Annotated in this window: 25 protein-coding genes and 2 tRNA genes; 16 read left to right on the top strand and 11 right to left on the bottom strand. The window is 73.0% G+C overall.

Translation table 11 applies throughout. The features are described 5' to 3' along the window. Window positions 1-4 precede the first annotated feature (4 nt). From OG799_RS22245 to OG799_RS22230, 4 genes are read left to right on the top strand one after another with little or no spacing between them, the layout of a single operon-like run. A complete protein-coding gene (locus tag OG799_RS22245; protein ID WP_406037122.1) occupies window positions 5-1,207 on the top strand; it encodes a glycosyltransferase in 1,203 nt (400 codons plus the stop codon). Beyond that, window positions 1,204-2,460, top strand: coding sequence for a hypothetical protein (locus OG799_RS22240; RefSeq protein WP_406037120.1), 1,257 nt, complete (start codon window positions 1,204-1,206; stop codon window positions 2,458-2,460). Before OG799_RS22245 ends, OG799_RS22240 begins: the two co-directional genes overlap by 4 nt. A 28-nt stretch (window positions 2,461-2,488) precedes the next feature. Then, window positions 2,489-3,757, top strand: coding sequence for a DUF1800 family protein (locus OG799_RS22235; protein ID WP_406037118.1), 1,269 nt, complete (start codon window positions 2,489-2,491; stop codon window positions 3,755-3,757). 2 nt (window positions 3,758-3,759) lie between these two features. After that, window positions 3,760-5,016, top strand: a complete 1,257-nt coding sequence (locus tag OG799_RS22230; protein WP_406046370.1) for a DUF1501 domain-containing protein — start codon at window positions 3,760-3,762, stop codon at window positions 5,014-5,016. 14 nt (window positions 5,017-5,030) lie between these two features. On the opposite strand, the gene OG799_RS22225 is transcribed toward OG799_RS22230, so the two are convergent. Together OG799_RS22225 and OG799_RS22220 are read right to left on the bottom strand one after the other, a co-directional pair. Then, window positions 5,031-6,584 carry a sugar transferase gene (locus OG799_RS22225; protein ID WP_406037116.1) on the bottom strand — a complete coding sequence of 518 codons (1,554 nt, stop codon included), beginning with the start codon at window positions 6,582-6,584 and terminating at the stop codon, window positions 5,031-5,033. 111 nt (window positions 6,585-6,695) lie between these two features. After that, complete coding sequence (locus OG799_RS22220) at window positions 6,696-7,769, bottom strand: LCP family protein (protein WP_406037114.1); 1,074 nt, start codon at window positions 7,767-7,769, stop codon at window positions 6,696-6,698. Between the two features lie 125 nt (window positions 7,770-7,894). Between OG799_RS22220 and OG799_RS22215 the strand changes: the two genes are divergently transcribed. Continuing rightward, window positions 7,895-8,728, top strand: a complete 834-nt coding sequence (locus OG799_RS22215) for a class I SAM-dependent methyltransferase (RefSeq protein WP_406037112.1) — start codon at window positions 7,895-7,897, stop codon at window positions 8,726-8,728. Continuing rightward, complete coding sequence (locus OG799_RS22210; protein WP_406037110.1) at window positions 8,725-9,540, top strand: MOSC domain-containing protein; 816 nt, start codon at window positions 8,725-8,727, stop codon at window positions 9,538-9,540. Before OG799_RS22215 ends, OG799_RS22210 begins: the two co-directional genes overlap by 4 nt. A 327-nt stretch (window positions 9,541-9,867) precedes the next feature. Here OG799_RS22210 and OG799_RS22205 read toward each other — a convergent pair whose 3' ends face one another. The 3 genes from OG799_RS22205 to bcp all read right to left on the bottom strand — a co-directional run bounded on the left by OG799_RS22205 (window position 9,868) and on the right by bcp (window position 11,074). After that, entirely contained in the window at window positions 9,868-10,398 is a 531-nt protein-coding gene (locus tag OG799_RS22205) for a GNAT family N-acetyltransferase (protein WP_406037108.1), read from the bottom strand. A 64-nt stretch (window positions 10,399-10,462) separates the two neighbouring features. Continuing rightward, window positions 10,463-10,548: transfer RNA gene (locus tag OG799_RS22200), tRNA-Leu, on the bottom strand. 55 nt (window positions 10,549-10,603) lie between these two features. Next, on the bottom strand, window positions 10,604-11,074 hold the full coding sequence (gene bcp, locus OG799_RS22195; RefSeq protein WP_406037106.1) for a thioredoxin-dependent thiol peroxidase: 471 nt from the start codon (window positions 11,072-11,074) through the stop codon (window positions 10,604-10,606). Window positions 11,075-11,236: 162 nt separating this feature from the next. Here bcp and OG799_RS22190 point away from each other — a divergent pair, with 162 nt between their 5' ends. From OG799_RS22190 to OG799_RS22175, 4 genes are read left to right on the top strand one after another with little or no spacing between them, the layout of a single operon-like run. Next, complete coding sequence (locus OG799_RS22190; RefSeq protein WP_406037104.1) at window positions 11,237-11,956, top strand: energy-coupling factor ABC transporter permease; 720 nt, start codon at window positions 11,237-11,239, stop codon at window positions 11,954-11,956. After that, entirely contained in the window at window positions 11,953-12,441 is a 489-nt protein-coding gene (locus OG799_RS22185) for a PDGLE domain-containing protein (protein ID WP_406037102.1), read from the top strand. The genes OG799_RS22190 and OG799_RS22185 overlap by 4 nt, the downstream gene beginning before the upstream one ends. A 14-nt stretch (window positions 12,442-12,455) precedes the next feature. Continuing rightward, window positions 12,456-13,226 carry a cobalt ECF transporter T component CbiQ gene (cbiQ, locus tag OG799_RS22180; protein WP_406037100.1) on the top strand — a complete coding sequence of 257 codons (771 nt, stop codon included), beginning with the start codon at window positions 12,456-12,458 and terminating at the stop codon, window positions 13,224-13,226. Then, window positions 13,223-13,984, top strand: coding sequence for an energy-coupling factor ABC transporter ATP-binding protein (locus OG799_RS22175; RefSeq protein ID WP_406037098.1), 762 nt, complete (start codon window positions 13,223-13,225; stop codon window positions 13,982-13,984). Before cbiQ ends, OG799_RS22175 begins: the two co-directional genes overlap by 4 nt. Here the strand turns inward: OG799_RS22175 and OG799_RS22170 are convergent. The 4 genes from OG799_RS22170 to OG799_RS22155 are packed head-to-tail and all read right to left on the bottom strand — an operon-like array spanning window position 13,965 to window position 16,905. Beyond that, entirely contained in the window at window positions 13,965-15,056 is a 1,092-nt protein-coding gene (locus OG799_RS22170; protein WP_406037096.1) for a hypothetical protein, read from the bottom strand. The two genes, OG799_RS22175 and OG799_RS22170, sit on opposite strands and share 20 nt — an antisense overlap. Beyond that, window positions 15,053-15,769: a DsbA family protein gene (locus OG799_RS22165; protein ID WP_406037094.1), complete on the bottom strand. Its 717-nt coding sequence runs from the start codon at window positions 15,767-15,769 to the stop codon at window positions 15,053-15,055. Before OG799_RS22165 ends, OG799_RS22170 begins: the two co-directional genes overlap by 4 nt. Then, a complete protein-coding gene (locus tag OG799_RS22160; protein ID WP_406037092.1) occupies window positions 15,762-16,286 on the bottom strand; it encodes a DoxX family protein in 525 nt (174 codons plus the stop codon). Before OG799_RS22160 ends, OG799_RS22165 begins: the two co-directional genes overlap by 8 nt. A gap of 31 nt (window positions 16,287-16,317) precedes the next feature. Further along, the gene (locus OG799_RS22155; protein ID WP_406037090.1) at window positions 16,318-16,905 is read right to left on the bottom strand and encodes a sigma-70 family RNA polymerase sigma factor; all 588 of its coding nucleotides are present in this window, start codon (window positions 16,903-16,905) and stop codon (window positions 16,318-16,320) included. Between the two features lie 108 nt (window positions 16,906-17,013). Between OG799_RS22155 and OG799_RS22150 the strand changes: the two genes are divergently transcribed. From OG799_RS22150 to OG799_RS22135, 4 genes are all read left to right on the top strand, one after another. Beyond that, window positions 17,014-17,658 (top strand): zf-HC2 domain-containing protein, encoded by a 645-nt coding sequence (locus OG799_RS22150; RefSeq protein ID WP_406037088.1) that lies wholly within the window; start codon window positions 17,014-17,016, stop codon window positions 17,656-17,658. Window positions 17,659-17,702: 44 nt separating this feature from the next. Then, window positions 17,703-19,385: a copper resistance CopC/CopD family protein gene (locus OG799_RS22145; RefSeq protein ID WP_406037086.1), complete on the top strand. Its 1,683-nt coding sequence runs from the start codon at window positions 17,703-17,705 to the stop codon at window positions 19,383-19,385. Window positions 19,386-19,403: 18 nt separating this feature from the next. Beyond that, window positions 19,404-20,138, top strand: a complete 735-nt coding sequence (locus OG799_RS22140; protein ID WP_406037084.1) for a YcnI family protein — start codon at window positions 19,404-19,406, stop codon at window positions 20,136-20,138. Between the two features lie 150 nt (window positions 20,139-20,288). After that, window positions 20,289-21,281 (top strand): hypothetical protein, encoded by a 993-nt coding sequence (locus tag OG799_RS22135; RefSeq protein WP_406037082.1) that lies wholly within the window; start codon window positions 20,289-20,291, stop codon window positions 21,279-21,281. Window positions 21,282-21,435: 154 nt separating this feature from the next. On the opposite strand, the gene OG799_RS22130 is transcribed toward OG799_RS22135, so the two are convergent. Further along, window positions 21,436-22,698 carry a glycosyltransferase 87 family protein gene (locus OG799_RS22130; RefSeq protein ID WP_406037080.1) on the bottom strand — a complete coding sequence of 421 codons (1,263 nt, stop codon included), beginning with the start codon at window positions 22,696-22,698 and terminating at the stop codon, window positions 21,436-21,438. Between the two features lie 221 nt (window positions 22,699-22,919). Here OG799_RS22130 and orn point away from each other — a divergent pair, with 221 nt between their 5' ends. Both orn and OG799_RS22120 read left to right on the top strand, forming a co-directional pair. Beyond that, window positions 22,920-23,510 carry an oligoribonuclease gene (gene orn / locus OG799_RS22125; protein WP_406037078.1) on the top strand — a complete coding sequence of 197 codons (591 nt, stop codon included), beginning with the start codon at window positions 22,920-22,922 and terminating at the stop codon, window positions 23,508-23,510. A gap of 156 nt (window positions 23,511-23,666) precedes the next feature. Next, a tRNA-His gene (locus OG799_RS22120) sits at window positions 23,667-23,739 on the top strand. Window positions 23,740-23,931: 192 nt separating this feature from the next. On the opposite strand, the gene OG799_RS22115 is transcribed toward OG799_RS22120, so the two are convergent. Further along, window positions 23,932-25,221, bottom strand: coding sequence for an Ig-like domain-containing protein (locus OG799_RS22115; RefSeq protein WP_406037076.1), 1,290 nt, complete (start codon window positions 25,219-25,221; stop codon window positions 23,932-23,934). Window positions 25,222-25,373: the final 152 nt, after the last annotated feature.

Here is a 25,373-nt window from a genome sequence, read left to right as displayed (position 1 = left end):
TGCGATGCCCAGGGTTGCCGTCCTCGCCGACTGGTGGTGGCCGGACGAGGTCGGCGGCGCGGAGCGGTCGGCCCGTGCGGCGGCGCTGGAACTCGCCCGGTTCGCCGAGGTGTCGGTCTTCGTGCCGGCCGCCGCGGATGCCTCGTACGTCGACGGTCCGCTCACCGTGCACGCCGTCCGCCGGCCCTTCGCGCGGCGGGTGCACGCGGACACCCGGGCCCGCCGCGGGTTGGAGTTCCTGAGCGCCTGGCTCTTGCCCTGGACCGCGTCGCGCCTGACCCGCCGGATCGGCGACCTCCGACCCGACGCGGTGGTGGCGACCAACGTCTCCCGTACCGGCCCCTGGCTGCCGCGCTGGGTCAAGGCCCGCGGGTTCCGCTACGTCCGGGTCTTCCACGACCTGAGCGACACCTGCTGGCGCCGGTCCCGGCTCAGGGGCTCGGGCAGCTGCGCGACGATCTGCGGGGAGTGCCGGGTCAAGACCCGGATCATGCGGAACACCACGCCACCCGCAGCGGTGAGCGTGTGTGTCTCCGGCTTCGTCCGCGACGAGCTCGTCGACGCGGGGCTGACCACCGCGGCGGCGAGCCTCGTCGGCTACCCGCTGATCGGCCCCACCGAACCGGTACGGGCACCGCGGCGGGAGACCGACGGCGACCTGGCCGTCGGGTACCTCGGCCGGGTCAGCCCGGTGAAGGGCATCGAGTCCGCGATCCGCACGGCCGCCGCCTACCGCCGCACCAAGGGCCGGGACGTCACGATGGTCGTCGCGGGTGAGGGCCCGGCTGACTACGCGCGCACGTTGGTGGAGCTCGCCCGGTCGGAGGGGGTGGACCTCCGACTCCCGGGGCACCTGGCGGTCGACGCCTTCTGCGCGTCCGTGGACGTCGTGCTGATTCCCTCCCGGTGGATGGAGCCGTTCGGGCGGGTCGCCGTCGAGGTCGGGCGCGCGGGGAAACCGATGCTGGTGTCACCGGTGGGCGGACTGCCCGAAGCCGCCGCCGCCTCCGGCGGTGAGTACGCGTTCGCGGATTTCCAGGATCCCGAAGCGGCGGCGGTCGCGCTCGGTGCGCTGTGGGACGGGGCGTCGCCCAGTGCCGGGCCCGCGGGCAGGGCCGCGGCGCGCCCGTTGGCGCAGAGCGTCGCCGCCGCCACCCGGCGGGTGCTGTCCGGCGCCGGCGACGTGGCCGTCGGACCGCAGCCATGACCGGTGCGACGCAGAAGCCGAGGTCGGGCCAGCGGAGCTGGGCGCGTCTCGCCCTGACCCTGGGCCAGCTGGCCCTCATGGGGACCAGCCTGATCCTCAGCCTGGCGCTGGGGTACGCCGGCGACCTGTCGGCGGTCGGCGCCACCGCGCCCGCCATGCTCGTGTTCCAACTGACCTGTGGGGTCCTGCAGCGGTCCCTCGCCGAGGCGACGCTGCTGAGTACGGCGCACGCCGAGCAGGCGGCCGAGCGGTCGGACTGCCAGTGGTCGGTGGCGGCCGCGTTCGCCGGCGGGCTCATCGGTGCGGTCGTGGCGGTGGCGTCGGCGCTCGCGGTGCCCGGAGGCTCGGTCGGGTTGGCGGTCGCCTACGCGGCCGGCATTCCCTTCGCGATGGCGCTGGACATCGGTCGTGCCGCCGGCGTGGCGGCCGGCGCCGCCCGGTCGGTCTTCGTGGAGACGGCCGCCTGGTTGGCCGCCCAACTGGTCCTGATGGTCGTCTTCGCCGCCGCCCACTCGCCCCTGTCCGTCTGTCTGGCCTGGTCTGGCGTGAACGTCGCGTTCTTCCTGGCCGCCGCCGGCCGACCCCACCGGCGGCCGGTCCTCACCGGCCTGCTCGGCTGGGTCCGCTCGCGGCGCGGGGTGATGGGCGACGCCTCGCTCGACGCCGCGCTCGTCGGCCTCACGCCGGTGCTCGCCATGCAGGTCACCGCCTTCGTCGCGGGAGCGGCCACGCTCGGCGTCATCCGCATCGTGCAGCAGTTGTTCGGGCCGTTGGCGTTCGTGTCGATCACCTTTCGCCGGGTCATGATCTACCAGCGGACGGCCGACGTCGGTACGACGAGGCGGCAGGAGCTTCGCGACGGGATGCTGGCCCTGGCGCTCATGGCCGCAGGTTCGCTCGTCCTCGGGGCGGTGGTCGTCGTCGGGCACGGGCTCGTTCCCGCGCTGTCCTTCATCCCCGTCGGGTCCGTCCTGCTCGCGGCCGGTGTGGAGAAGGCCGCGCTCGGCTTTTCCTACGGCTGCTCGCTGAGCAGGTTCATCCGCGGGGACTTCGACGTTCTCCTCCGCTCCCGCTACGTCATGCTCGGCCTGACGGTGCTCGCCGCGCCGCTGCTGACGGCGGGACTTGGCGCCCCCGGCTACCTGGTCGCCTCATCCGCCGGCATGCTGGTCTACTCGGCCGTCGTCGTCGCGTCGCCAACCGGCCGGCGTCCACGGTCGACGATTGCGGGCCCGGCGGCCGAGCTTTCGTGATGCCACGCTCTCGTCTAGGTTGGCGTCCATGAGCGACGGTGTCGGCCTGCTGCTGCGGCGCGCCGGTTTCGGCCCAACGGCTGTCGAACTCTCCGCGGCGCGCCAGGCGGGCTACGCCGCAGCGCTGTCCGCAGTGCTCGAGCCCCCGGGCCCGGACGTCGGCGCCACGAACGCGCCCGTCCCGGACCTCGGACCGGACGCCTATGCCGGCAAGCACGACCTGACCTACGAGGAGAAGGTCAAGCTGGAGGACCTGCGGACGGCCCAGACCGAGCAGCTCACCCAGTGGTGGCTGGACCGGATGACGGTGGCCAGCCACCAAGCCGTCGAGAGGCTGGTCTTCTTCTGGCACGGGCACTGGGCCACCTCGGTGAAGAAGGTGCGCAGCCCGCAGCTCATGCTCACGCAGCACCGCACCCTGCGAAATGCCCCGGACTTCAAAGCCATGGCCCGGCAGATGGTCGTCGACGCGGCGTTGAACCACTACCTGGACGGGCACCTCAACACGAGGCGGGCGCCCAACGAGAATCTCGCCCGCGAGCTGTGCGAGCTGTTCGTACTCGGGATCGGCCACTACACCGAGAAGGACGTCAAGGAAGCCGGGCGCGCGCTCACCGGCTGGCGCTTCAGCCTGACCAGGGGCAGGTCGGTCTTCGATCCGCAGGCCCACGACGCGGGAAGCAAGACGATCCTCGGCCGGACGGGGAACTTCGCGGCGGAGAGCCTGATCGAGCTGTTGCTGGCGCAGGATGCCTGTCCCCGCTTCCTCGCCGCCCGCCTCTGGTTCCGCTATGGCTCGTCCGAAAGAGCTGTCCCGGGGCGGCTCCAGGAGAAGATGGTCCGGGCGTTTCCCGCGCCGATGGCCATGCTGCGGGTGCTGCTCGAGGACGAGGTGTTCCCGGCGACCGCCGGCACGATGGTCAAGCAGCCGGTCGAGTGGCTCGTCGGCGCGATGCGGCAGCTGGGGCTGCGGCCGTCCAGCCTCCCCGCGGAGGAGCGCGCGGCGCTCCTCCGCGACCTGGAGGGCCTGGGGCAACTGCCGCTCGCTCCCCCCAACGTGGGCGGCTGGCCCGCCGGCGGTGCCTGGTTGACGTCCGCCGCGGCCCAGGTCCGGCTCCGGCTCGCGGGCCGGCTCGCCGAGCGGGCGGCAGTCGACCAGCTGACACCGGAGAGCCTGGCGTACCTGCTCTGCGTCGACGGCTGGACGAACCGGACGTTTCAGGTGTTGCGTGGTACGCAGGACCGGAGACAGTTGTTGACGCTCGGTCTGGTGAGCCCGGAATACCTGGTGACGTGACGATGGACGCATTGACTCGACGTCGGTTCCTGCTCGCCTCCGGGGTGGCGGCGGGTAGCGCGCTCGCGGCGGGCGCCGGCGGGATCGGGCTCGCCGAGCTGTTGCGGTCCGCGCCAGCGGACCCGTACAGCGCGGCGCGGACGAAGAAGCTTGTCTTGGTGACGCTGTACGGCGGCAACGACGGGCTCAACACCGTTGTCCCCCATGCGGACTCCGCCTACCACGCCGCCCGGCCGGAGCTGGCGTACGACAGCAGGGAGGTGCTCCGCCTCGACGACGCCTTCGGCCTGAACCCGGTGATGCGGGGCATGAAGCAGCTCTGGGACGAGAAGCGGCTGGCAGTCATGCTGGGCGTGGGGTATCCGAAGCCGGACCGCAGCCACTTCCGGTCCATGGACATCTGGCAGACCGCGTCCCCGCTCGAGCCGGTCTCGACGGGCTGGGTGGGCCGGTGGCTCGACGGGACGAACGCCGCCCCGGAGGCCGCGGTCAGTTTCGAACCGGTGCTGCCGCCGGTGCTCGCGGGGGCGACCCGAGCGGGCTCCTGCGTCGGGGTCGGCGGCCTGGAGCTTCCTCCGGGGATCACCGCCGACTCGGTCGCGGCCCTCGGGCGGTCGGAGCCCGGTGAGCCGGAGGCGCAGGCGCGCGCGGCGGTCGCCTACCGGGACCTGCTCCGCGTGGAACGGCTGGTACGCGGGGCCGAACAGCAGCAGAGCCCCACCCCGGGCGACGGGGAGGCGGAGACGCTGACGACGGGCCCGGGGAGCAGGAGTGTGCTGGAGACGCAGTTGGCGCTCGTGGCCCGTTGCGTCGAGGCCGGCGTGCCCACCCGGGTCTACTCGGTGAGCCTCGACGGGTTCGACACGCACGCGATGGAGCGGGCCGGGCACGAGAGCCTGCTGAGCCGGCTCGACCGGGCGCTGTCCGCCTTCGTGGCGAGGATGGCGCGTACCGAGGCCGGACGCCAGGTGACCGTGGTCGTCTACAGCGAGTTCGGCCGGCGGGTACGCGCGAACGCGTCCCAGGGCACCGACCACGGCACGGCGGGACCCGTGTTCGTCCTCGGCCCGAAGGTGGCCGGCGGGCTCCACGGTGAGCAGCCGAGCCTGACCGACCTGGACGACGGCGACCTGAAGGCCACGATGGACTTCCGGGACGTCTTCGGCACGGTGCTGGCCTCGGTGCTCGGCGCCGATCCCGAGCGCTACCTCGGCGGCGGGTACCGGGCGAGGTCGCTGCCGTTGTTCGCCGCGAACTGAGCCCGGACGGCCGCTCAGCGCCCGCCCGCCCGGAACACCTCCGCGACGGTCCGCAGCAGCACCTTGATATCCAGCCAGAGTGACCAGTTCTCGATGTAGTAGTTGTCGAACCTGGCCCGGTCGGAGATCGGCGTGTCGCCGCGCAGACCACTCACCTGCGCGAGCCCGGTGAGCCCGACGGGTACCCGATGCCGCATGGCGTAGTTCGGATACTCGGCCGAGAACTTCTCGACGAAGTACGGCCGCTCCGGCCGCGGCCCGACCACGCTCATCTCCCCGCGCAGGATGTTCCACAGCTGGGGCAGTTCGTCCAGCGACGATCGGCGCAGGAACCGCCCGATCGGTCCGACCCGCTGGTCGTGGGCGATGGACCAGTTGGTCTGCGACTCGTGCTCGTTCTCCGGGCGCATCGACCGGAACTTGACGACCTTGAACGGCTTGCCGTAACGGCCGATGCGTTCCTGCTGAAAGAAGATGCCGCGGCCACCGTCGAGGAACGTCGCGATCGCGCACAGCAGCAGTACCGGACTCAGCACGATCAGCGCCACCGTGGCGAGGAGCACGTCGGAGGCCCGCTTGACTCTCCATCGCGGGCCGGAGAGCGTGGTGTCACCGATCTTGACGATCGGAATGGCTCCGATGTGGTCGGGATAGCCGCCCTGGGACCGGGATCCCCAAAGGCGCGGCACCGCCCAGAGGTCGCAGCTCGAGCCGACCTGCCGGAGCATCATCTCCATCAGGCTCGACTCCGGACAGTCCGGGTCGGCGATGACCAGCACTTCGCACTTCAGCATGCTGACGAGCTGTTCCAGGTCGTCGAGGGTACCGATCAACGGGAGCGCCCCCACGCTCTGCCGCGACGGGGCGTCGACGCAGCCAATGAAGCGCAGGCCGTACTGAGGGTAGCGGCGCACCAGCCGGGCGAGTTCCCCCCCGACCGGGCCGCTGCCGATGACGATGGCGTTGTGCTCCACCCAGCGGCGCTTGCGCGCCACCACGGTGAGCTTCCTGCTGGCCGCGCGGCCGAGGATCACCAGCCCGGCGGAGAGCGCGACGCCATGCATGAACCCACTGATGTACGGCACCGAGTCGTGACGCTCGGCCGCGATGATGGCCACCACCGCACCGCAGGCCAGCAGACGCCCGCCGAGGCTCGGCAGCTCGTCCAGGATGCTGAGGTGCCGGCGTGCCCGGTAGAGCCCACCGGTGGCGAAGACCGCCACCGTGAGGCCGGCGTTGGCCAGCGTCCCGCGCCAGTAATTCTGGCTCACCAGCAGCGGGGCGAGCAGTGCGACGACGTCGACGGGAGCCGTCATCATCCAGGCCCGCAACCAGCGGGTACGCTTCGAGGCTCGGGAGCCGGCGTACGGCAGCACCGCGGTCATGTCCAGACCGGGGCGGGGCGCGGCGTTGGACGCCGGCTCGCCGGTCAGCCGGACCGACGGGAGCGCGGCGAGCGACCCCTCGTCGCCGGCCGCGTCACGCTGCGGCGGCACCGCCGGCTGCGCTGCCCCGCCATGCGGTATCGCGGTGGCGGCCGGGCGACTCATCGCCGGCTGGCCTGACATGGTCGATCCTCCCCCGTGACAACCCTCGGCCACGTGTGACGCGAGCCGAGGCGATCGAAGGATACGAGCGAGTCAGCTGCACCACCAACGCCGCCACGACAGCCCAAGATCCTATTTCCCGCCGGCCAGGATCTCGGGGACCGCGTCGCGGCGGACCGCACCGAAGAGGTCCTTGGCCTTCGCCGTGTCCGCGAACACCACGCTCTCGCTGCCGACCCGACCCGTCCCCTTCGTGGGGCAGGTGAAAAAGCCGAGGTTGCCGCTGCGCAGGTGCCGCAGCTCCATCGCCAGGTCCAGCAGGGACAGTGACTTGTCCACAGCCACCGCGTTCGCCGTGGCCTGCACGAACGAGTTCAGCTTGCCGGGGCTGGTCAGCACCCCGCCGGAGGCCGCCTTGTCCAGGATCGCCTTGATGACCTGCTGCTGGTGCTTGATCCGGGTGAAGTCACCGTTGGCGAAGGCGTAGCGCTCGCGGGCGTAGTCCAGCGCGGTGGCCCCGTCCATGGTCTGCCGGCCCTTGACGAACTCCCGGCGCCCGTTCGCATTCAGCGAATGGGTCGAGGTGAAGCTCTCCTCGACGTCGATGTCGATTCCGCCCAGGGCGTCCACGATCTCCTTGAAACCGGCGAAGTCGACCATCGTCACGTGGTCGATGCGGACACCGGTGAACTCCTCCACGGTCTGCACCATCAGCGGCACACCGCCCCACGCGTAGGCCGCGTTGATTTTCGCGTTCCGGCCGCCACGCCCCTCCTTCGACCGGGGCACGTGCGTCCAGGTGTCGCGCGGGATCGAGATGAGCTGGGCGCTCGACCGGTCCTTGGGCAGGTGGGCCAGCATGATGGTGTCGCTGCGGGAGCCCGAGGTGTTCTCCGGGTCGCGGGAGTCGCTGCCCAGGATCATGATGTTCATGGCGCCGCTCGCCACCACCTGCGGCCGGGACGCCTCGGGCACGTCGTTGAAGGCGTCGACCCGCTCGATGCCGGAATCGATCGAGTGGACGTACAACCCGCCGGCGACGAGACCACCACCGCCGAGCAGCACCACCACCAGCAGGACGATCAGCGCGATTCGCCGGCCCCGACGGCGACGCGGCGGAGGTGGCGGCGTGTCGCCGTCCACCGTGGATGGTCCGGCCCCGGTTCGCTCCGCTTCCGCGTCGGCGAGCTGCTGACGATCTGACATGGGCCCGATGCTACTGATTCGCGTTGCCCCCGGGTGCCCTCGTCCGTTCGTTGGAACCGGCCGGCCGAGCGGGTGAATGGAAACTTTCATCGTCAGCCGCCCCGGTTACCTGGTAGAACGCTCCCGTGGACGCAACGAAGCTCCGGCGGGCCATCGCCCGTACCCCGTTGGCGCCGGTCGCCGCCTTCCCGAAGCGGCTGGCCCGGGTCGCCCGGCACGACGCCAAGGTGCTGCGCACCTCCGCCCGCTGGCTGGTCACCTCGCGGGAGCACCACAACTACACCTACGAGCTGACCACGCTGAGCCGGCACCACCTCGCCTGGTTCGTCAGCGTCGTCTGCGACGTGCCGGTCAGGCAGGTCCGGGCGTACCTCAACGAGATCGAGACCGACGAGAAGCTGCGCGGGCACATCGAGCGGGCCACCGCCGCCGCGTCCCGCCGCGGGCTGGCCGACAGGCAGGTCCGGTACGCCCGCCGGATCGGCTGGTACGCGATCGTCCGCGCCCGCAGGCCCGCCCTCGTCGTGGAGACCGGCGTGGACAAGGGGCTGGGCAGTTGCGTCCTCGCCGCCGCGCTGCTGCGCAACACCGCCGAGGGGCACCCGGGCCGGCTCACCTCGCTGGACATCAACCCGGAGGCCGGCTACCTGGCCCGCGCCACCCCCTGGGCCGACGTGGTCGACCTTCTGATCGGCGACTCGGTCGCCTCGCTGTCCGCGCTGGACCGCCCGGTCGACCTGTTCCTGCACGACAGCGACCACAGCCGAGTGCACGAGAAGAGCGAGTTCGAGGCGGTGGAGGCGAAGCTCGCCCCCGACGCGATGCTGCTCACCGACAACGTCACCGTCACCAACGTGCTCGCCGAGCACGCCGAGCGGACCGGGCGGCGCTTCCTCGCCTACCGGGAGACACCGGCCCGGCACTGGTACCCGGGCGACGGGATCGGGGTGGCCTGGTGAGATTCGCGTCCGTCCACACGTACCCGGTCAAGGGTTGCCACCGCCTCGACCACGACGGCGCCCGCGTCGAACCGTGGGGCCTGGCCGGCGACCGGCGCTGGATGGTGCTCGACGAGCACGGCGTCGGCGTCACCCAGCGGGAGGCCACCGAACTGGTCACCCTGCGCGCCACCCCGCGCGACGGCGGGCTGGTGCTGCGCGCCCCGGACCGCCCCGACCTCGACGTGCCCGAGCCGGCCGGGGCGGAACCCACCCTGGTGCGGGTGTTCCGCAGCCGGCTGCCCGTGCCCGCGCTGCCCGCCGGGCCGGCCGCCGACGAGTGGCTCGGCGGACTGCTCGGCCGCCCGGTCCGGCTGGTCTGGCTGGGCCGGCCGACCCGGCACATGAACCCGGACGAGCGCGACCACGACACCGGCGACCAGGTCAGCTTCGCCGACGAGTACCCGCTGCTGCTGGCGAGCAGCGCCTCGCTCGACGCGCTCAACGGCTGGCTGGCCGAGGCGGGCGAGCCGCCGGTGCCGATGGCCCGGTTCCGCCCCAACCTGGTCGTCGAGGGCGCCCCGGCCTGGGCGGAGGACGGGTGGGCCGGCCGTCGGCTCCGCGTCGGCTCGGTCGTCTTCCGCGCGGCCGGGCCGTGCGACCGCTGCGTGGTCACCACCACCGACCAGGAGACCGGGGTACGCGGCAAGGAACCGCTGCGCACCCTCGCCCGGCACCGCAACATCGGGCAGAAGCTCCTCTTCGGGCTGCACATGGTCCCGGAGGGGCCCGGCGAGGTCACCGTCGGCGAACCGGTCACCCTGCTCGAGTGACGGCTGCCCGCGCGCGTCTCAGCTTTCGGCGCGGAGCCCGCGTGCGCCGCCCCGGCCGAAGCAGGACACCCGACCGCCCCCCACTGCGGCGGCCGAGGCCTGGACGGCCGCCGGGATGTCGTGGTCGCGCTGCGGACGACGCTCGGGTGTCCTGCTCGCACGCTATGGAGCTGATGACGTCAACGAGTCACGACGGACGCAGGGTGGTGCCGCGACTGCCTTGCCATAACCGCGCAGGCTTCTGCCGGCCCGGGCGATTCATCCACGACATCAGCTCCATAGGACCGCTGTGGTTCATCCAACGGCGGGGACCGGGGACTCGGGACGTCAGGCCGGCTCGCGGCCCAGCTCGAGCCACATGAAGACCTCGTCCCGGTCGTCCCCGGGTGCGAGCCGCAGCGCGCCGGGCAGCCGCCCCACCTCCCGGTAGCCCAGCCGGTCGTAGAACGGCTCGAGGCCCAGGCCGCCCCGGACGGTCACGTGCAGCGCCTCGAGCCCCAGCTCCCGGCCGAGCCGTTCGGCCTCGCGCATCAGCGCGGCACCGTACCCCCGGCCCTGCGTGTCGGGGTGCACCATCACCCGCTTGAGCACCCGGTAGTGCCGCTTCAGGTGGAACCGGTTGTCACAGATGATCAGGATGCTGACCGGCCGGTCGCCCTCATAGCCGACCAGCAGCCGGTCCGGACCGTCGGCGATCTCCGCGAAGGTGGCCTCGGCCATGGGCCGGACGTCGGCCACGGTCACCGGGGCGACGAAGCCCACCGCGCCGCCGGCGTTGGTGACGTCCACCCAGAGGTCGACTATCTGCTCGCGCAGCGCAGGGGTGAGATCGGGATCCAGAACGAAACGCAGGCTCACCTGCGACATCCTGCTGGACGATCGGGCCGTGCGGCCGCGACCGTGACGTCGATGACATGACCAATGGTGCGGGAGGGGGGTTTCGAACCCCCACGTCCTCTCGGACACAGGCTCCTAAGGCCTGCGCGTCTGCCGTTCCGCCACTCCCGCCGACGCGATGAGTTTAGTGCGTCCCGCGGAAACGGTGTGCAGTCCCGCCCGCGGCTCAGTCGAGGCCGAGGTCGCGGCGGAGCTTGGCGACGTGGCCGGTGGCCTTGACGTTGTAGAACGCCCGCTCGATCTTTCCGTCCTCGTCGACGACGAAGGTCGAGCGGATCACGCCGGTGACCGTCTTGCCGTACAGCTGCTTCTCGCCGTACGCGCCGTACGCGGTCAGCACGGCCCTGTCGGTGTCGGCGACCAGTGGGAAGGTGATCGCGTCGCGCTCGCGGAACTTGGCCAGCTTCTCCGGCTTGTCGGGGGAGATGCCGACCACCTCGTAGCCGGCGGCCTGGAGCGAGGCGAGCGAGTCGCGGAAGTCGCAGGCCTGCTTGGTGCAGCCGGGGGTCATGGCGGCCGGGTAGGCGTACACGATGACCTTGCGGCCACGCAGGTCGGCCAGGGAGAGCGTCCCGCCGGTGTCGGTGCGGAGAGTGAACTCGGGGGCGGGGTCGCCGGGGCTGAGGCGGTCGGTCATGGCGCAGACGATACCGCCGTCGCGCGGGGCGCCGACGGTGGTGACGCGCCGTCGGTCGTGATCAACACCATGGCTTGTTGCAAGACATTGGCAACAAAGAGCCGGCGCAAATAAGCTGAGTCCGTCGGTGTGGAACCGCCCCGCCGCGCCCCGGGAGGTCGAGTGGAAACCCTGGCGATGCACATCTCGAACGGGATCATCGATGGTCCCGTCGCCGCGGTCTTCGCCGCCTTCGCGCTCGCCGTGCTCACTCTGTGTGTGCTGCGCGGCCGCCGCGACCTGGACGACCGGCTGGCCCCGATGGCGGGCCTGGTGGCCGCGTTCATCTTCGCCGTTCAGATGCTCAACTTCCCGATCTTCACCGCCGGGGTGAGCGGTCACCTGCTCGGCGGCGCGCTCGCCGCGCTGCTGGTCGGCCCGTGGGTGGGTGCGCTCTGCGTGGCCGTGGTCCTCGTCGTGCAGGCGCTGGTCTTCGGCGACGGCGGGGTGGCCATGCTCGGCCTCAACATCACCAACATGGCGATTCTCGGCACCGCCGCGGCGTACCTGCTGATCGCGCTGCTGCTGCGGGTGCTGCCGCGTACCCCGGCCGGGCTGGGGGTGACCGCGTTCGTGTCGGGCCTGGTCAGCGTCGTGATCGCCAGCCAGGGCTTCGTCCTGCAGTACTGGCTGGGCGGCACCACCGACCTGGGCGGCAACCTCGCCGGCCTGGCCGGCACAATGGCCGGCGTCCACCTGCTGATCGGCGTCGGCGAGGGCCTGATCACCGCCACCACGGTGGTCACCGTCGCCAAGGTCCGCCCCGACCTGGTGTACGCGCTGCGCGCGCTGAAGCCGGCCGCGCCCGCCACCCGCGTGCCGGTCGCCGGGGGTGCCCGGTGAGGAGGCGCAGCTGGGGTTTCCTCCTCGGTGGCCTGCTGGTCGCCCTGCTGCTCGCCGGGGTGGTCAGCAACTACGCCTCGTCGCACCCGGACGGGCTCGACTCGTCCCTGCTCAAGGGCTGCACGGTCAACGCCGCCGGCGAGGTCACCGGCGGTAGCTGCCCGGCCCAGCAGGCCAGGCACCATGAGCTCGCCGACAGCCCGCTGGCCAATTACGGCATCCGGGGCGTGGACAACCGGTTCCTCTCCACCGGCCTCTCCGGCATCCTCGGCGTGCTGCTCACCTTCGCCCTCGGCGGCGGCCTCTTCTGGCTGACCCGCCGCCGCGGCCCCGCCACCTCCGCTGCCGAGAACGGCCCCGCCACCTCCGCTGCCGAGAACGGCCCCGCCACCGGCAACGACCCCACCGCATCCGGCGCCGAGAACGACCCCGCCGGGCCGGCCGACGCCGGTCAGGGCGCGGCCCGCGTCGGCTCGGCCGGCTGAGGGGGTACGTCGCGATGGGTGCCGGGCACACGCACGTCCTCTACCGGGAGTCGACCTCACCGGTGCACCGCCTCCCACCCGAGGTGAAGATCGCCGCGATGGTGCTGTTCACCGTCGCCGTGGTCGCCACGCCGCGCCAGGCGTACTGGGCCTTCGGCGGGTACGCCCTGCTGGTCGCCGCCGTGGCGGCGCTGGCCCGGGTGGGCCCGCGCTGGCTGCTCGGCCGGGCCCTGATCGAGTTGCCGTTCGTGCTCTTCGCGTTCGCGCTGCCGTTCCTCGGGACGGGGGAGCGGGTCGAGGTGGCCGGGCTGAGCCTCTCCGTCGACGGGCTGCTGGGCGGCTGGAACATCCTGGCCAAGGGGACGCTGGGCGTACTGGCGTCGCTCCTGCTCGCCGCGACCACGACGACGCGGGACCTGATCGTCGGCCTGGACCGGCTGCGCTGCCCCCAGGTCCTCACCCAGATCGCCACCTTCATGCTGCGCTACCTGGACGTGCTGGTCGGCGAGGCCCGGCGGATGCGGGTGGCCCGGGTGTCCCGGGGCGACGACCCGCGGTTCCTCTGGCAACTGCGCGGTTTCGCCGCCGGGGTGGGCGCGCTCTTCCTGCGTGCCTTCGAGCGCGGCGAGCGGGTCTACCTGGCCATGGTGTCGCGCGGCTACTCGGGCCGGATGCCGGCGGTCTGGCAGGGCGCCGGCGCCGCCACCGCCGGCCAGTGGGCGGCCGCCGCGACGGTGCCGCTGGCGGCCGCCGCGATCGCCGCCGCGGCGGTCGTGCTGACATGATCGGGTACGTGCAGACCGCTCCCTCCCTGGACGTGCGCGGCGTCCGGTACGCGTACCCGGACGGTCACGTCGCCCTGCACGGGGTGGACCTGGCCGTGCCGCGCGGCGAGCGGGTGGCGCTGCTCGGGCCGAACGGCGCCGGCAAGACCACCCTCGTGCTGCACCTCAACGGCATCCTCACCGCCACCGACGGGACGGTCACCGTCGGCGGCCTGACGGTCAGCCGGGACCGGGACACCCTCGCCGAGATCCGGCGCCGGGTGGGCATCGTCTTCCAGGACCCGGACGACCAGCTCTTCCTGCCGACCGTCGCCGAGGACGTCGCCTTCGGACCGGCCAACCTCGGCCTGCGTGGGGCGGACCTGGCCGCCCGGGTCGACGAGGCCCTGGCGGCGGTGGGGATGAGCGAGCACCGGGACCGGGCCCCGCACCACCTCTCGTTCGGCCAGCGCCGACGGGTGGCGGTGGCCACCGTGCTCGCCATGCGCCCGGAGATCCTGGTCCTCGACGAGCCGTCGTCCAACCTGGACCCGGCCGCCCGGCGGGAGTTGGCGGAGATCCTGCGCGGCCTCCCGGTGACCCTGCTGATGGTCACCCACGACCTGCCGTACGCCGCGGAGCTCTGCGACCGCTCGGTCATCCTCGACGCCGGCCGCATCGTCGCCGACGCCCCCACCCTCGACCTCCTCGCCGACGAGCCCCTGCTGGCCCGCCATCGCCTCGAACTCCCCTACGGCTTCACCCCCCGCCAGTCCTGACCGGGGCTGGGCGGGCGGCGCGGGAGGCGGCGTACAGGCGGAGGAGTCCGGCGCCGAGTGCGCCGGCGCCGGTGGCGAGGCTGAGCAGCACGAGCACCCGGGCCGTGACGGCCGGCCACACCACCGGGACGACGGAGCGGGAGAAGACGGCGATGTTGGCGAGGCCGGCGAAGATCGTCAGGCAGGCGCCGGCGAGGGCGAGCGTGAAGTCGGCGGCCTCCCGGCGGGCCAGCGCGTACCCGCCGGCGGCGATGGCGCCGAGCCCGGTGAGCAGCATCCAGACCTGACCGTTGATCAGCCCGAGCAGCACCCCGCCGAGCCCGTCGGCACCGGCGTCCAGTTCCCGGCCGACGGTGTACGTCACCGCGGCCAGCCCGCCGAGGGCGAGCAGGCTGCCGACCGCGCGCAGGGCCCGTACGCCGGTGGCGGTGCCGGCCGGCGCGAGCCCGGCCGCCGCGACGGCGAGGAAGGTGAGCGTCGCGGCGACCCACCAGGGGTACGCGTCCGGCGGGGGCACCCAGTCGAGGGTGCCGCGAACCTCGACGGTCCGGTCGCCGTCGCGCAGCGGGACCATCCAGTCCAGGACCCGCTGCGGCCGGCCCGGGTCGGCGCTCACCTGGGCGGGCGGCGACGAGTCGAGCCAGCGCGCCCGCTGGTCGTGCCAGCGCGTCGACTGGCCCTTGGTGACCCGGTGCCACACCGGGGTGGCGGCCGGGTCGGCCTCGGGCGAGAGGTCGGTGTCGCCGGCGATGGTCTGGTTGAGGTACGTGGCCGGGGAGCGGCTGTTCTCGTACACCCCGTTCGGGCCGACCCGCAGGTACGGCTCGCCGGAGTAGCCGAGCACCTCGATGTCCCGGCCGGTACGGTTGATCAGTTCCAGCCGGGCGCCCGCCTCGACGACCCGGACGGTGAGCCCCGGCAGCGCGGGGATGAGCGCGGTGACCTGGGCCCGGTAGTCGGTGCCGTCGGGGGCGTCCGCCCCGTGCGCGGCGGCCGGCGCGGCCAGGGCGAGCAGGGCGGCGAGCGCGGCGGTGACGACCAGCCCGGCCCGCCGGAGCGGTACGGGGATCACTTGCCGGCCGCCGCCACCGCCGCGGTGATCCCCTCGGGGGAACGGTCCTCGACGTCCTTGCCGTTGACCTTGATGGTCGGGGTGCCGGTGACCCCGGCCTTGCTCGCGTCGTCGGTCACGTGCTCGGTCCACGGCTTGTAGGTGCCGTCCTTCACGCAGGAGCCGAAGTCATCGCGGTTCAGCCCGACGCCCGCCCCGATGTCGATCAGCTCGTCGTTGCTGAGCCCGGCGCTGCCCTCGGCCGGCTGCTTCGCGAAGAGGGCGTCGGTGAACTCCTTGAACTTCCCGCCCTTGGCGGCGCAGCCGGCGGCGGCCGACGAGCGGGTCGAGTACTCCGTGGTGGAGAAGCGGTTCAGGAAGGCCACCGGGTGGAAGACCACCTTCGCCTTACCCTCGCTGATCAGCTGGTTGACCGTCGCGCCGCTGGTCTGCTGGAACTGCTTGCAGACTGGACAGAGGTAGTCCTCGTACAGGTCGATGGTGACCGGTCCCTCGCCGAGGACGATGCCGGTGCCGGGCGGGTTGGCGCCGGGCGGGGCGGTGAAGCTGCCGGACTTCTGGCTCCGGTAGACCGACCAGCCGATCAGGCCGGCGATCACCAGCACCAGCACCGCGCCGATCGACGTCCAGAGCGTCCGCTTGCGCCGCTTCTCCCGGGCGATCTGCTCGCGGACCACCCGGGCCGCGTCCTTGCGGTCCTTGCGACTACTCATCCTCGTCCTCCACGGGAGGTTCGCCCGCCAGAGCGCCGTCCACCGAGACGGGGGTGCGGGGCCAGCTCAGCAGGAATCCGGCCAGCGCCAGGAATCCCAGGTCCCGGAGGATCTCCGGGAGGTAGCTCGGGGCCCGGCCGGCGGCGAGCTGCCCGCCGCTGCCGAAGCACCCGCAGTCGATGGCCAGGCCGCGGCTCCAGGCCGAGGCGATGCCGGTGATGAAGACCACCAGCAGCGCCGCGGAGACCCCGGCGGCCAGTCGGGTGGCGAGCCCGATCAGCAGCAGTACGCCGAGCGCCAGCTCCACGAAGGGCAGCGCGGCGCCGATCACGGTGGCCAGGTCGTACGGCATGACCTGGTAGGCGTTCACGGCGCGGCCGGAGGCGGCCAGGTCGCCGACCTTCGCGCCACCGGCGATCAGCCAGACGGCGGCCAGCCCGAGCCGGGCGGCGGTGCCGAGCCAGGGGCGGACGGCGGGCCAGCGGGCGGGCCGGGTAGTCGGTGCGGTCACGGTCATTTGTCGTCCCGGCTCCGAGGAAAGTTCCGCGTCACCCGGCGAGCGCGTCGCCGACGGCGTCGACCAGGTCGCAGCGGGCCCGGGCGACGCGGGAACGGATGGTGCCCACCGGCACCCCCGCCACGGCGGCGGCCTCGGCGTACGACAGGCCGAGCAGTTGGGTGAGCACGAACGCCTCGCGTCGGTCGGCGGGGAGCCGGCGGACCAGGTCGGTGGCGCCGAGGTGCCCGGCGGGATCCGGGTACGGCCGATCGGTGTGGGCGTGCGCGGCGAGCCGTTCGTCGAGCCGGCGGCGGCGCACCACCGTGCGCAGGTGGTCGGCGCAGGCCCGGCGGGCGATGCCCAGCAGCCAGGTACGCACGCTGGAGCGGCCCTCGAACCCGGGCAGCGCGCGGAACGCCCGCAGGTACGTCTCCTGGGTGAGGTCGTCGGCGCTTTCCGCGTCGACCAGCGCGGCGGCGAACCGCCACACCTCGGCCTGGGTGGCCCGGACGAAGGCGGCCTGCGCCACGGGGTCGCCGCCCCGGGCGGCCAGCGCCCACCGCGTCGCCCCGTCCTGCGCGGCCTCGACGCGCGCCTCGTGGCGGGCGGCGGTGGTGTCGCGCGGGGCGAGGATCACGACACCCGAGGTTACGCGGCGTACCTGGGTGGGGCAGGGCCCTTCGGCCCTTTCTATGGCCTGGCCCACGTCGGGAACTTTTCCGTCCCCGCCCCCGACTACCTGCTCATGAACTGCGACGACGTACGCGTGGCGCTGTCGGCGCGGCTGGACGGCGAGGACCCGCAGGCGCCGGCGGCGGCGCTGGAGGCGCACACCGACTCCTGCCCGGGTTGCCGCTCCTGGCTGGCGCGGGCCGAGCGGGTGACCCGGCTCACCCGGCTCCAGGCGGTCGACGTACCCGATCTGACCGCCCCCGTGCTGGCCGGGGTGGCGGCGGACCGGGCCGCGGCGCGGGACGACGTCGCCGTCACCGTGCGGGCCCGGCGGCAGGTGCTGCGGGTGGCCGTGGCCGTGGCGGCGGTGGCGCAGTTCGCCATCGCGCTTCCGATCCTGCTCGCCGGCTTCGGCGTCGAGGCCGACCCGCACACCAGCCGGGAGATGGCCTCCTTCGACGCGGCGCTCGCGGTCGGCTTCGCGCTGGCCGCCTGGCGGCCGGAGCGGGCCCGGGCGTTCCTGCCGGTGGCGCTGGTGCTGGCGGTCTGCCTGGCCGGCACCAGCGCGGTGGACATCGCCCGGTCGAGCACCGCGCTGGTGCACGAGCTGGGCCACCTGGCCGCCGTGGTGCAGGCGGGCCTGCTCTGGGCGTTGGGCCGGGTCAGCGGGGAGCCGCCGCGCCGGCTGCCCACCGCGCTGGCGCCGGGGCGCGGGTGAGGGCGGGTCGCCGCGCACGGGTCCGGTCGGCGAGCATGATGGTCATGACTGCTGCCGTACGCCGCCGGCCCGTGGCCGTCGCCGACCGTCGATGGGCCGCCCGGCTGGGTGCCGCCGCCGGTCTGTTGGTCGCCCTCGTCGCCCTGCTGCTCGCCCCGGCCACCCCGGCGAGCGCCCACGCCGTGCTGGTCAGCACCAGTCCGACGGCCTCGGCGGTGGTGCCGAGCGCGCCGGCCGAGGTGGCGTTGACGTTCAGCGAGGGGGTCCGCAAGGTGCCCGGCAAGATCCGGGTCATCGCGCCGGACGGCTCGCGGGCCGACCGGGGTGAGCCGTCCTTCACCGGCGCGGTGGTGACGATCCCGGTCGACCCCTCCGGCGCCCGGGGCACCTACCTGGTGAGCTACCGGGTGATCTCCGCCGACAGCCACCCGGTCTCCGGCGCGTTCACCTACTCGGTGGGCGCGCCGTCGCCGCCGCCGGTCGACACCGGCTCGGACAACCGCGCCGACCCGGTGGTGGAGACCGCCGTGAAGGTGGCGAAGTACCTCGGCTACGCGGGTCTGCTGCTGCTGGTCGGCCCGGCGCTGGTGCTGGCCGCGCTCTGGCCGCGTCGGCTGCCCCGGCGCGGACCGGCCCGGCTGGCCTGGGCGGGGCTGGGCCTGCTGGTCCTGGCCACCCTCGCCGACCTGTGGTTGCAGGTGCCGTACACCGCGGGTGGCGGGCTGTTCGACATGACCGGTTCGGGCCTCGGCGACGTGCTGGGCAGCGCCTTCGGCACGGCCCACCTGGTCCGGCTGGGGCTGCTCGCCGCGGCGGCTTTCCTGCTCCGGCCGCTCTTCGCCGGGCCGATCGGTCGGACCGACGGGATCATCCTGGCCATCCTCGGCGGGGCGGCGCTGTTCACCTGGCCGCTGGCCGGCCACCCGGCCGCCTCGCCCGCGCCGGCCGTCTCCGTGGTGGTGGACGCGGTGCACCTGGGCAGCATGGCGGTCTGGCTGGGCGGCCTGGTGATGCTCGCGGTGTTCCTGCTGCCCCGGGCCGACGAGCGCGAGCTGGAGGCGATCCTGCCGATCTGGTCCCGCTGGGCGGCCCTCGCCGTGGCGGCGCTGCTGCTTGCGGGCACCGTGCAGGGGCTGATCGAGGTGGCCACCCCGAAGGCCCTGGTGGACACCACGTACGGGCGGCTGCTGCTCGCCAAGATCGTGCTGTTCGCGCTGGTGGTCGGGGTGGCGGCGTACTCCCGGTCGCTGGTGCGGCGGCGGACCGCGGCGCAGCGTCCGGGGCGGATGCGCCGGGCGATCTGGGTGGAGCTGGCGATCACGGCGGTGGTGCTCGGCGTCTCGGCGACCCTCGTGCAGACCACCCCGGCCCGGACCGCCGCCACCGACGTGGCCGGTACGCCCACCGGCTACTTCTCCACCACCCTGTCCAGCCCGGTCGCCTCGGTCCAGGTGGAGCTGGACCCGGCCGAGCGGGGCAACAACTCCGTACACCTCTACGCGTACACGAAGGACAACCGGCCGCAGCCGGTGCAGGAGTGGAAGGCGACCGCCGCCCTGCCGTCGGCGGGGATCGAGCCGATCGAGATCCCGCTGCTGCCGCTGACCGACAACCACGCGACCGGGGAGATCAACTTCCCCGCCGCGGGGGAGTGGCAGCTCCGCCTCACCGTCCGTACGACCGACATCGACCAGGCCACGGTGACCGTCACCGTGCCGATCAAGTAACGGAAGGCTCGCAGACACATGATCCGTCTCCGGCGTCCCGCAACCGCCGCCGCGCTCGCGCTCACCGCCGTCGCCACCGCCGTGTTCGGCCTGGCCGGGCCCGCCTCGGCGCACGTCACGGTCAACCCGACGGAGGCGACCCAGGGCGGCTACGGCCGGTTCGCGTTCCGGGTGCCGAACGAGAGCGACACCGCCTCGACCACCAAGGTCGAGGTGGTGCTGCCGGAGAACGCCCCGGTCGGCTCGGTGTCCACCATGCCGGTGCCGGGCTGGACGGTGGCGGTGGAGAAGCGCAAGGTCGACCCGCCGATCGACGTGCACGGCAGCCAGCTCACCGAGGCGGTGTCCAAGCTGACCTGGACGGCCGCCGCGAACGCTGGGGTCAAGCCGGGCGAGTTCCAGGAGTTCCCGGTCTCGATGGGCCCGCTGCCGCAGGTCGACCGGATGGTGTTCAAGGTGCTCCAGACCTACTCGGACGGCAACATCTCCCGCTGGATCGAGGAGCCGACGCCGGGCGGGGAGGAACCGGAGAACCCGGCTCCGGTGCTCACCCTGACCGCCGCCTCGCCGTCCGCCGCGCCGAGCGGGAGCGCGGGCGCGGCCGCCCCGGCCGGCAACGACGACTCCGACGACGACTCCGACGGCGCCGGCACCGCGTTCGGCATCGCCGGTCTGGTCGCCGGTCTGGCCGGCCTGATCCTGGGCGGCCTGGCCTTCCTGCGGACCCGGCGGCAGCCCACGCCGAAGTCCTGAGCTGCGTCGTTGTCGGTGGCCCGTCGGATCTTCCGGCGGGCCACCGAGCTTTCTGCGGTCCTTGGGATGCTTGCCGTGGATATCCGGTGATTGTGTGGTTCGCGTCGGTAAGGTCGGCCGGGAAGTTGGCTACCGAGGGGGACGACGCGAATGCGGTTCGTGCGAACGATCGCCGGCATGCTGCTGTTGACCATGGGGATTCCGGCGCTGCTGGCCGGCGGCGGCCTGTGGACCGCCGCCCGGCACGCCGACCCCGACGGCGGTTTCGGCGCCCGCTTCGAGACGGCCCGCACCCCGGGCCAGGCGGTCGTGGTCACCGACGTGGACGCTCTGCTGCGCGCCGAGGCGCCGTTCGCCCGGACCGGGCAGGCGCGGCTCCGGTTGACCGCCCGGACCGCCGACGGCCCGGCCTTCCTCGGCCTGGCCCCCAGCGACCAGGTGCGGCGCTGGCTCGCCCCCGTCCCGCACGCCACCGTCCGGCGGGTCGCGTTGGCCCGAGGGCCGCTGCCGGTCCGGCTCGACCCGGCCGGACCGGCCGTCGACGGTACCGTCGCCGCCGTCCCGCTCGGCCAGGACTTCTGGGTACGCGAAGGAATCGGCGCGCTGGAGTGGACCCCCGGCGACCTGGCCGGCCAGTCGCTGAGCCTGGTGGTGATGCGCCCCGACGGCCGGGCCGACCTCGCCCTCGACCTGCGCGCCGAGCTGCGCGCGGGGTGGTTCCCGGCCGCGGCGTGGGGGCTGCTCGCCGCCGGCATCCTGCTGGTGGTGCTGGCCGTGGCGCTGTTGCTGCGCCCGATCCGCCCCCGCGAGGTGGTCTTCGTGGTCGAGCCGGACCAGGTTCCGGTGCTCGCCGGCCGGCTGGGTGTGACCTCGCTGAGCGGCCTGGGCGCGCAGAAGACCCCCGCGGCGCGACCGCCGTTGGCCGACCGGCAACTGGTCTCGGTCGGCTCGACCCCGGCGGGGCGCTCCCGGGCCGCGATCGGCCCGGTCCCCAGCCGGCGGGCGGAGACCCTCGCCGACCTGCCCGTGAGCCCGGGGACGACGACCACCTGGTCGTGGCCACCGGAGACGCCCGAGGGCACGGCCCGCCCCGTCCCGGTGGACGGCCCGGCCCGGCCGGAGGCTCCCGGCGCCGACGACTGACGGCGGCCGGAACGACCGGTGGCCCTCCGCGCTGCCGACGCGGAGGGCCACCGTCACCGGGGGATCGGTGCTACCTGTGAGGAACTTGAGGTAGTTGGGACCAGATTAACGCCGAACGCAGCCGGTCGGGACATCTGTCCATTTGGTGCAAGTTTCAGGGTGTGGCCGGCGACCCGGCGGACCGACGCCCGGGCCGGGCCGGCAGCGCCGCCAGCAACAGCAGGCTGAGCAGCACGTACGCGTTGCGGGCGACGAACTCGCCGAGGCTGTCCGTCCGCGCCGGGGCGACGCCCCAGTCCTGGAAGGACACCACCCCGTAGATGATCACGAAGGCGGTGCCGACCGCGAGCGTCCACAGCCAGCGGCGCCGCCGGACCCCCTCGGCGGCGCCCCGGTCGGTGCTCAGCGCGGCGTCGACCAGCACCACCACCGCCGGGATGAACCAGTACAGGTGGTGCGTCCAGGTGATCGGGCTGACCAGCCCACCGACCAGCCCGGTCAGGGTCAGGCCGGCGAGCGCGTCACCGGCCCGGGCGGCCCGGGCGGCCCGCCACAGCCCGTAGCCGGTGACCACGACGACCAGCAGCAGCCAGGGGAGCTGGCTCGGCTTCTCCGGCGCGGTGATCCGACTGAGCAGGCCGAACAGCGACTGGTTGCCGGTGTAGTCGGTGCGCCCCACCCGGTCGGTCGCCCAGAGCTCGTGGGTCCAGAACCGCCACGAGTCGGCCGGCGCGGCCGCCGCCGACAGCAGGGTGGCCAGCGCCGCGGTCGCGGCCGCCACGGCCGCCGCCCGCCAGCGCCGGGCGGCCAGCAGGTAGAGGATGAAGATGCCCGGGAAGAGCTTGAGCGCCGTCGCCAGCCCCACGCCCACGCCCGCCCAGCGCCGCCCCTGCGGTACGGCGAACAGCAGGTCGGCCAGGATCAGCACCACCAGCAGCATGTTGATCTGCCCGAAGGTGAGCGTCTCCCGGGTGCTCTCCACCGCGAAGACCAGCAGGACGGCGACCGTCACGGTGAACAGCCGGGGCAGGTCGTGCCGCGCCGCGACCGGGACCACCAGCCAGCGCGTCGTCACCACCACCCCGATCACGGTGAGGAGCGTGAAGATCGCCACCGTGGCGCCGAGCGGCAGCAGCGCGAACGGCCGCAGCAGCAGCGCGCTGAACGGCGGATAGGTGAAGTAGAGCTCGCCCTGCACCCGGTCCGGCTGGACGTAGTCGTAGAGCGGATGACCGGCGGCCCACCAGTCCATCGCCCGCATGTAGATCTTCAGGTCGAAGAAGTCGTGCACCAGCCCCGGCAGGTACAGCGCCGGCAGCACCGCCGCGAGCGCGACCACCGTGACGAGCCGGCGGACCGTACGACCGCCCGGGTCATCCTCGGTGACGGCGGGCGGTGCGACGGGTTCGGCTGGCACGCAGAAACCCTAGTGCGGTTTCCACTGACGTTCACCGGGTGTCCGGTAGGTGTCGCGGATCCTCGCCTGTTGGGCGAGCGACTTGCCACCGGTTGGTGGGGCGGGCCGCACCTTCCTCAACCCCGACCGGTCCTGCCGACGTTGGCGGACACCGCACCAGCGGTCCGCTCCGGCGACGGTGCGCGAGGCGCGGGCAGGTGGGCTGCGCGTAGTCTGGTCCGGTGGCTGATCTTCTCGTCTGGATCGACTGTGAGATGACCGGGTTGGACCTCGGGCGCGACGCGCTGATCGAGGTCGCCGCGCTCGTCACCGACCCCGACCTCAATGTGCTGGGTGAGGGTGTCGACGTGGTCATCCACGCCGACGAGGCGGCGCTGGAGGGGATGCCGGAGATCGTCCGCACCATGCACGCCAAGTCCGGGCTGACCGAGGAGGTCCGGCGCTCCACGGTCACCCTGGCCGAGGCCGAGGACATGGTGCTCGACTACGTCACCACGCACGTCAAGGACGTACGCAGCGCGCCGCTGTGCGGCAACTCGATCGCCACCGATCGGGGCTTCATCGCCCGGGACATGCGGCGCCTCGACGCGCACCTGCACTACCGCATGATCGACGTCTCCTCGATCAAGGAGCTCTGCCGGCGCTGGTACCCCCGGGTGTACTTCGGGCAGCCGCAGAAGGGGCTGGCGCACCGGGCCCTCGCCGACATCCGGGAGAGCATCCGCGAGCTGGAGTACTACCGGCAGACGATCTTCGTGCCGCTGCCGGGGCCGGACGTGGAGAGCGCCAAGGCCATCGCGGCCCAGCTCTGACCGGTCCGCGGCCGGCGCGCCTCGGCCGTCCCGCCCCGGCGGTACGACATGCGGGTCGCTTCCGGCGTGCTGGCCGGAACCCGCTGGACGCGGCCGGCAGGGGTGTGGCTATTATTAGTCCGCGCCCCGCCCGGGTCGACCGGCGCGGAGAGCATGGTGGCTGTAGCTCAGTTGGCAGAGCACCGGGTTGTGGTCCCGGTTGTCGTGGGTTCAATTCCCATCAGTCACCCGGATCCGGAAGCCCCCTCCCTCGGGAGGGGGCTTCCGTCGTTGCAGCGCCTCCCCGTCCGCCCTGCCCGGGGCACCGGCGAGCTTTCTCCCTGCCCCGCGTCCCCGGAAACGGCTCCACGGAAACGGCGGAGCCCCCTCCGGCGGGGGAAGGTGGCTCCGGTAGCTCCGTGCTCGCTCGGGGCGGGCTCGCTCAGGGCGTCGGCTCGGTGCTCGGCTCCTCGCTGGCCTCGTCGCCGGGCTGCGCCGGCGGCTCGTACGGCAGGGCACTGCCCTTGACGTACTCGTCCCAGCTGAGGTTCCAGTCGGTCCAGCCGTTGCCGTTCTGCAGCTGCCGCTCGGTGCCCTTGACGGTGATCGGGTCGCCGATCCGGGTGTTGGTGAAGAGCCAGGCGCCGTCGGCCATCGACACGTTCACGCAGCCGTGCGAGACGTTCACCGAGCCCTGCTGCCCCTCGGACCAGGGGGCCGCGTGGATGAACTCGCCACCCCAGGTCAGCCGCTGGGCAAAGTCGATCTTCGTGCGGTAACCCTCGTCGGGGCCCAGCTCCTCCATGGTGTCGAAGACCGTCTTGCGGAGCTTCTCGATCACCACCATGGTGCCGCTGGACGACGGGGTGGTCTTCTTGCCCAGGCTGACCAGGATGGTCTTGATCACCTTGCCGTCCTTGGTGACCGTCATCCGCTTGGTGCGGTTGTCGACCGTCATCACGAACGACGGACCGATCTTGACGTCGACGGTGAGGTCGGACCGCCCGTACCAGCCGTCACCCAGCGGCAGGCCGCCCGCCTGCACCCGGTACGACACCGTGGTGTTGGCCTGCCAGAACGTCTTCGGCCGGTAGCGGACCTCGGTGGGGCTGACCCAGTGCCAGACGCCCTCCTGGGCGGGCTTGGCGGTCACCGTCATCCGGCGCTGGACGTCGTCCCGGTAGTCCTCCGGGATGGCCCGGCTGAACCGGATGATCAGCGGCATCCCCACGCCCACCACCTGGTTGTCGCCGAGGAAGCTGCTCACCCGGATCTGCTGGGCGGGCTTGGCCATCGTGGTGAAACTGCTGGTCGCGGTGGCGGGCTTGCCGTCGTCACCGGTCGCGGTCACCGTCGCCGTGTACTTCTCGCCGTACTCCAGGGCGCCGTCGGGGAGCCAGCTCTTCCCGTCGGCGGCGAGCTCGCCCTCGACCGTCTTGCCGGCCGAGTCCTTCAGCTCGACGCTGGTCTCCTGGGCGTCCTTGGTGGTGAAGGTGATGCCGGTGGAGGCCGGCACGTCGGCCGCGTCGGCCTGCGGCTCGGTGATGGTGGCCGCCGCCTTCGGCTTGCTCTCCCCGCCGCCCTGCCAGCTCGACGGCTTGTCGCCGCCGCCGCTCGTGCAGGCGGAGGTCAGGGCCAGGGCGGCGGCGAGCACCGCCGCCGCAAACCCGCGGCGTCGCCCGCCGCGCCGGGCGGCCCCGCGCCGGATCAGCTCGTCCTGGCTAGGTCGCATGATTCCCTCACAGTCGTGGTCCCCGGGTGCCATCGTCCCCTACTGACGCGGAAGCTCGGGTACCCGTTCCCGCTAGTGAACCGGGACACCCCGACCATGATGTACCCATTTTGGTAAGCTGCGCCGCTTCGCGAGTGAGGCACGTCTCCATC

It is taken from the genome of Micromonospora sp. NBC_00898, from assembly GCF_045207895.1.
Classification (GTDB): domain Bacteria; phylum Actinomycetota; class Actinomycetes; order Mycobacteriales; family Micromonosporaceae; genus Micromonospora.
This window is presented reverse-complemented; position numbering and strand designations above follow the sequence as displayed.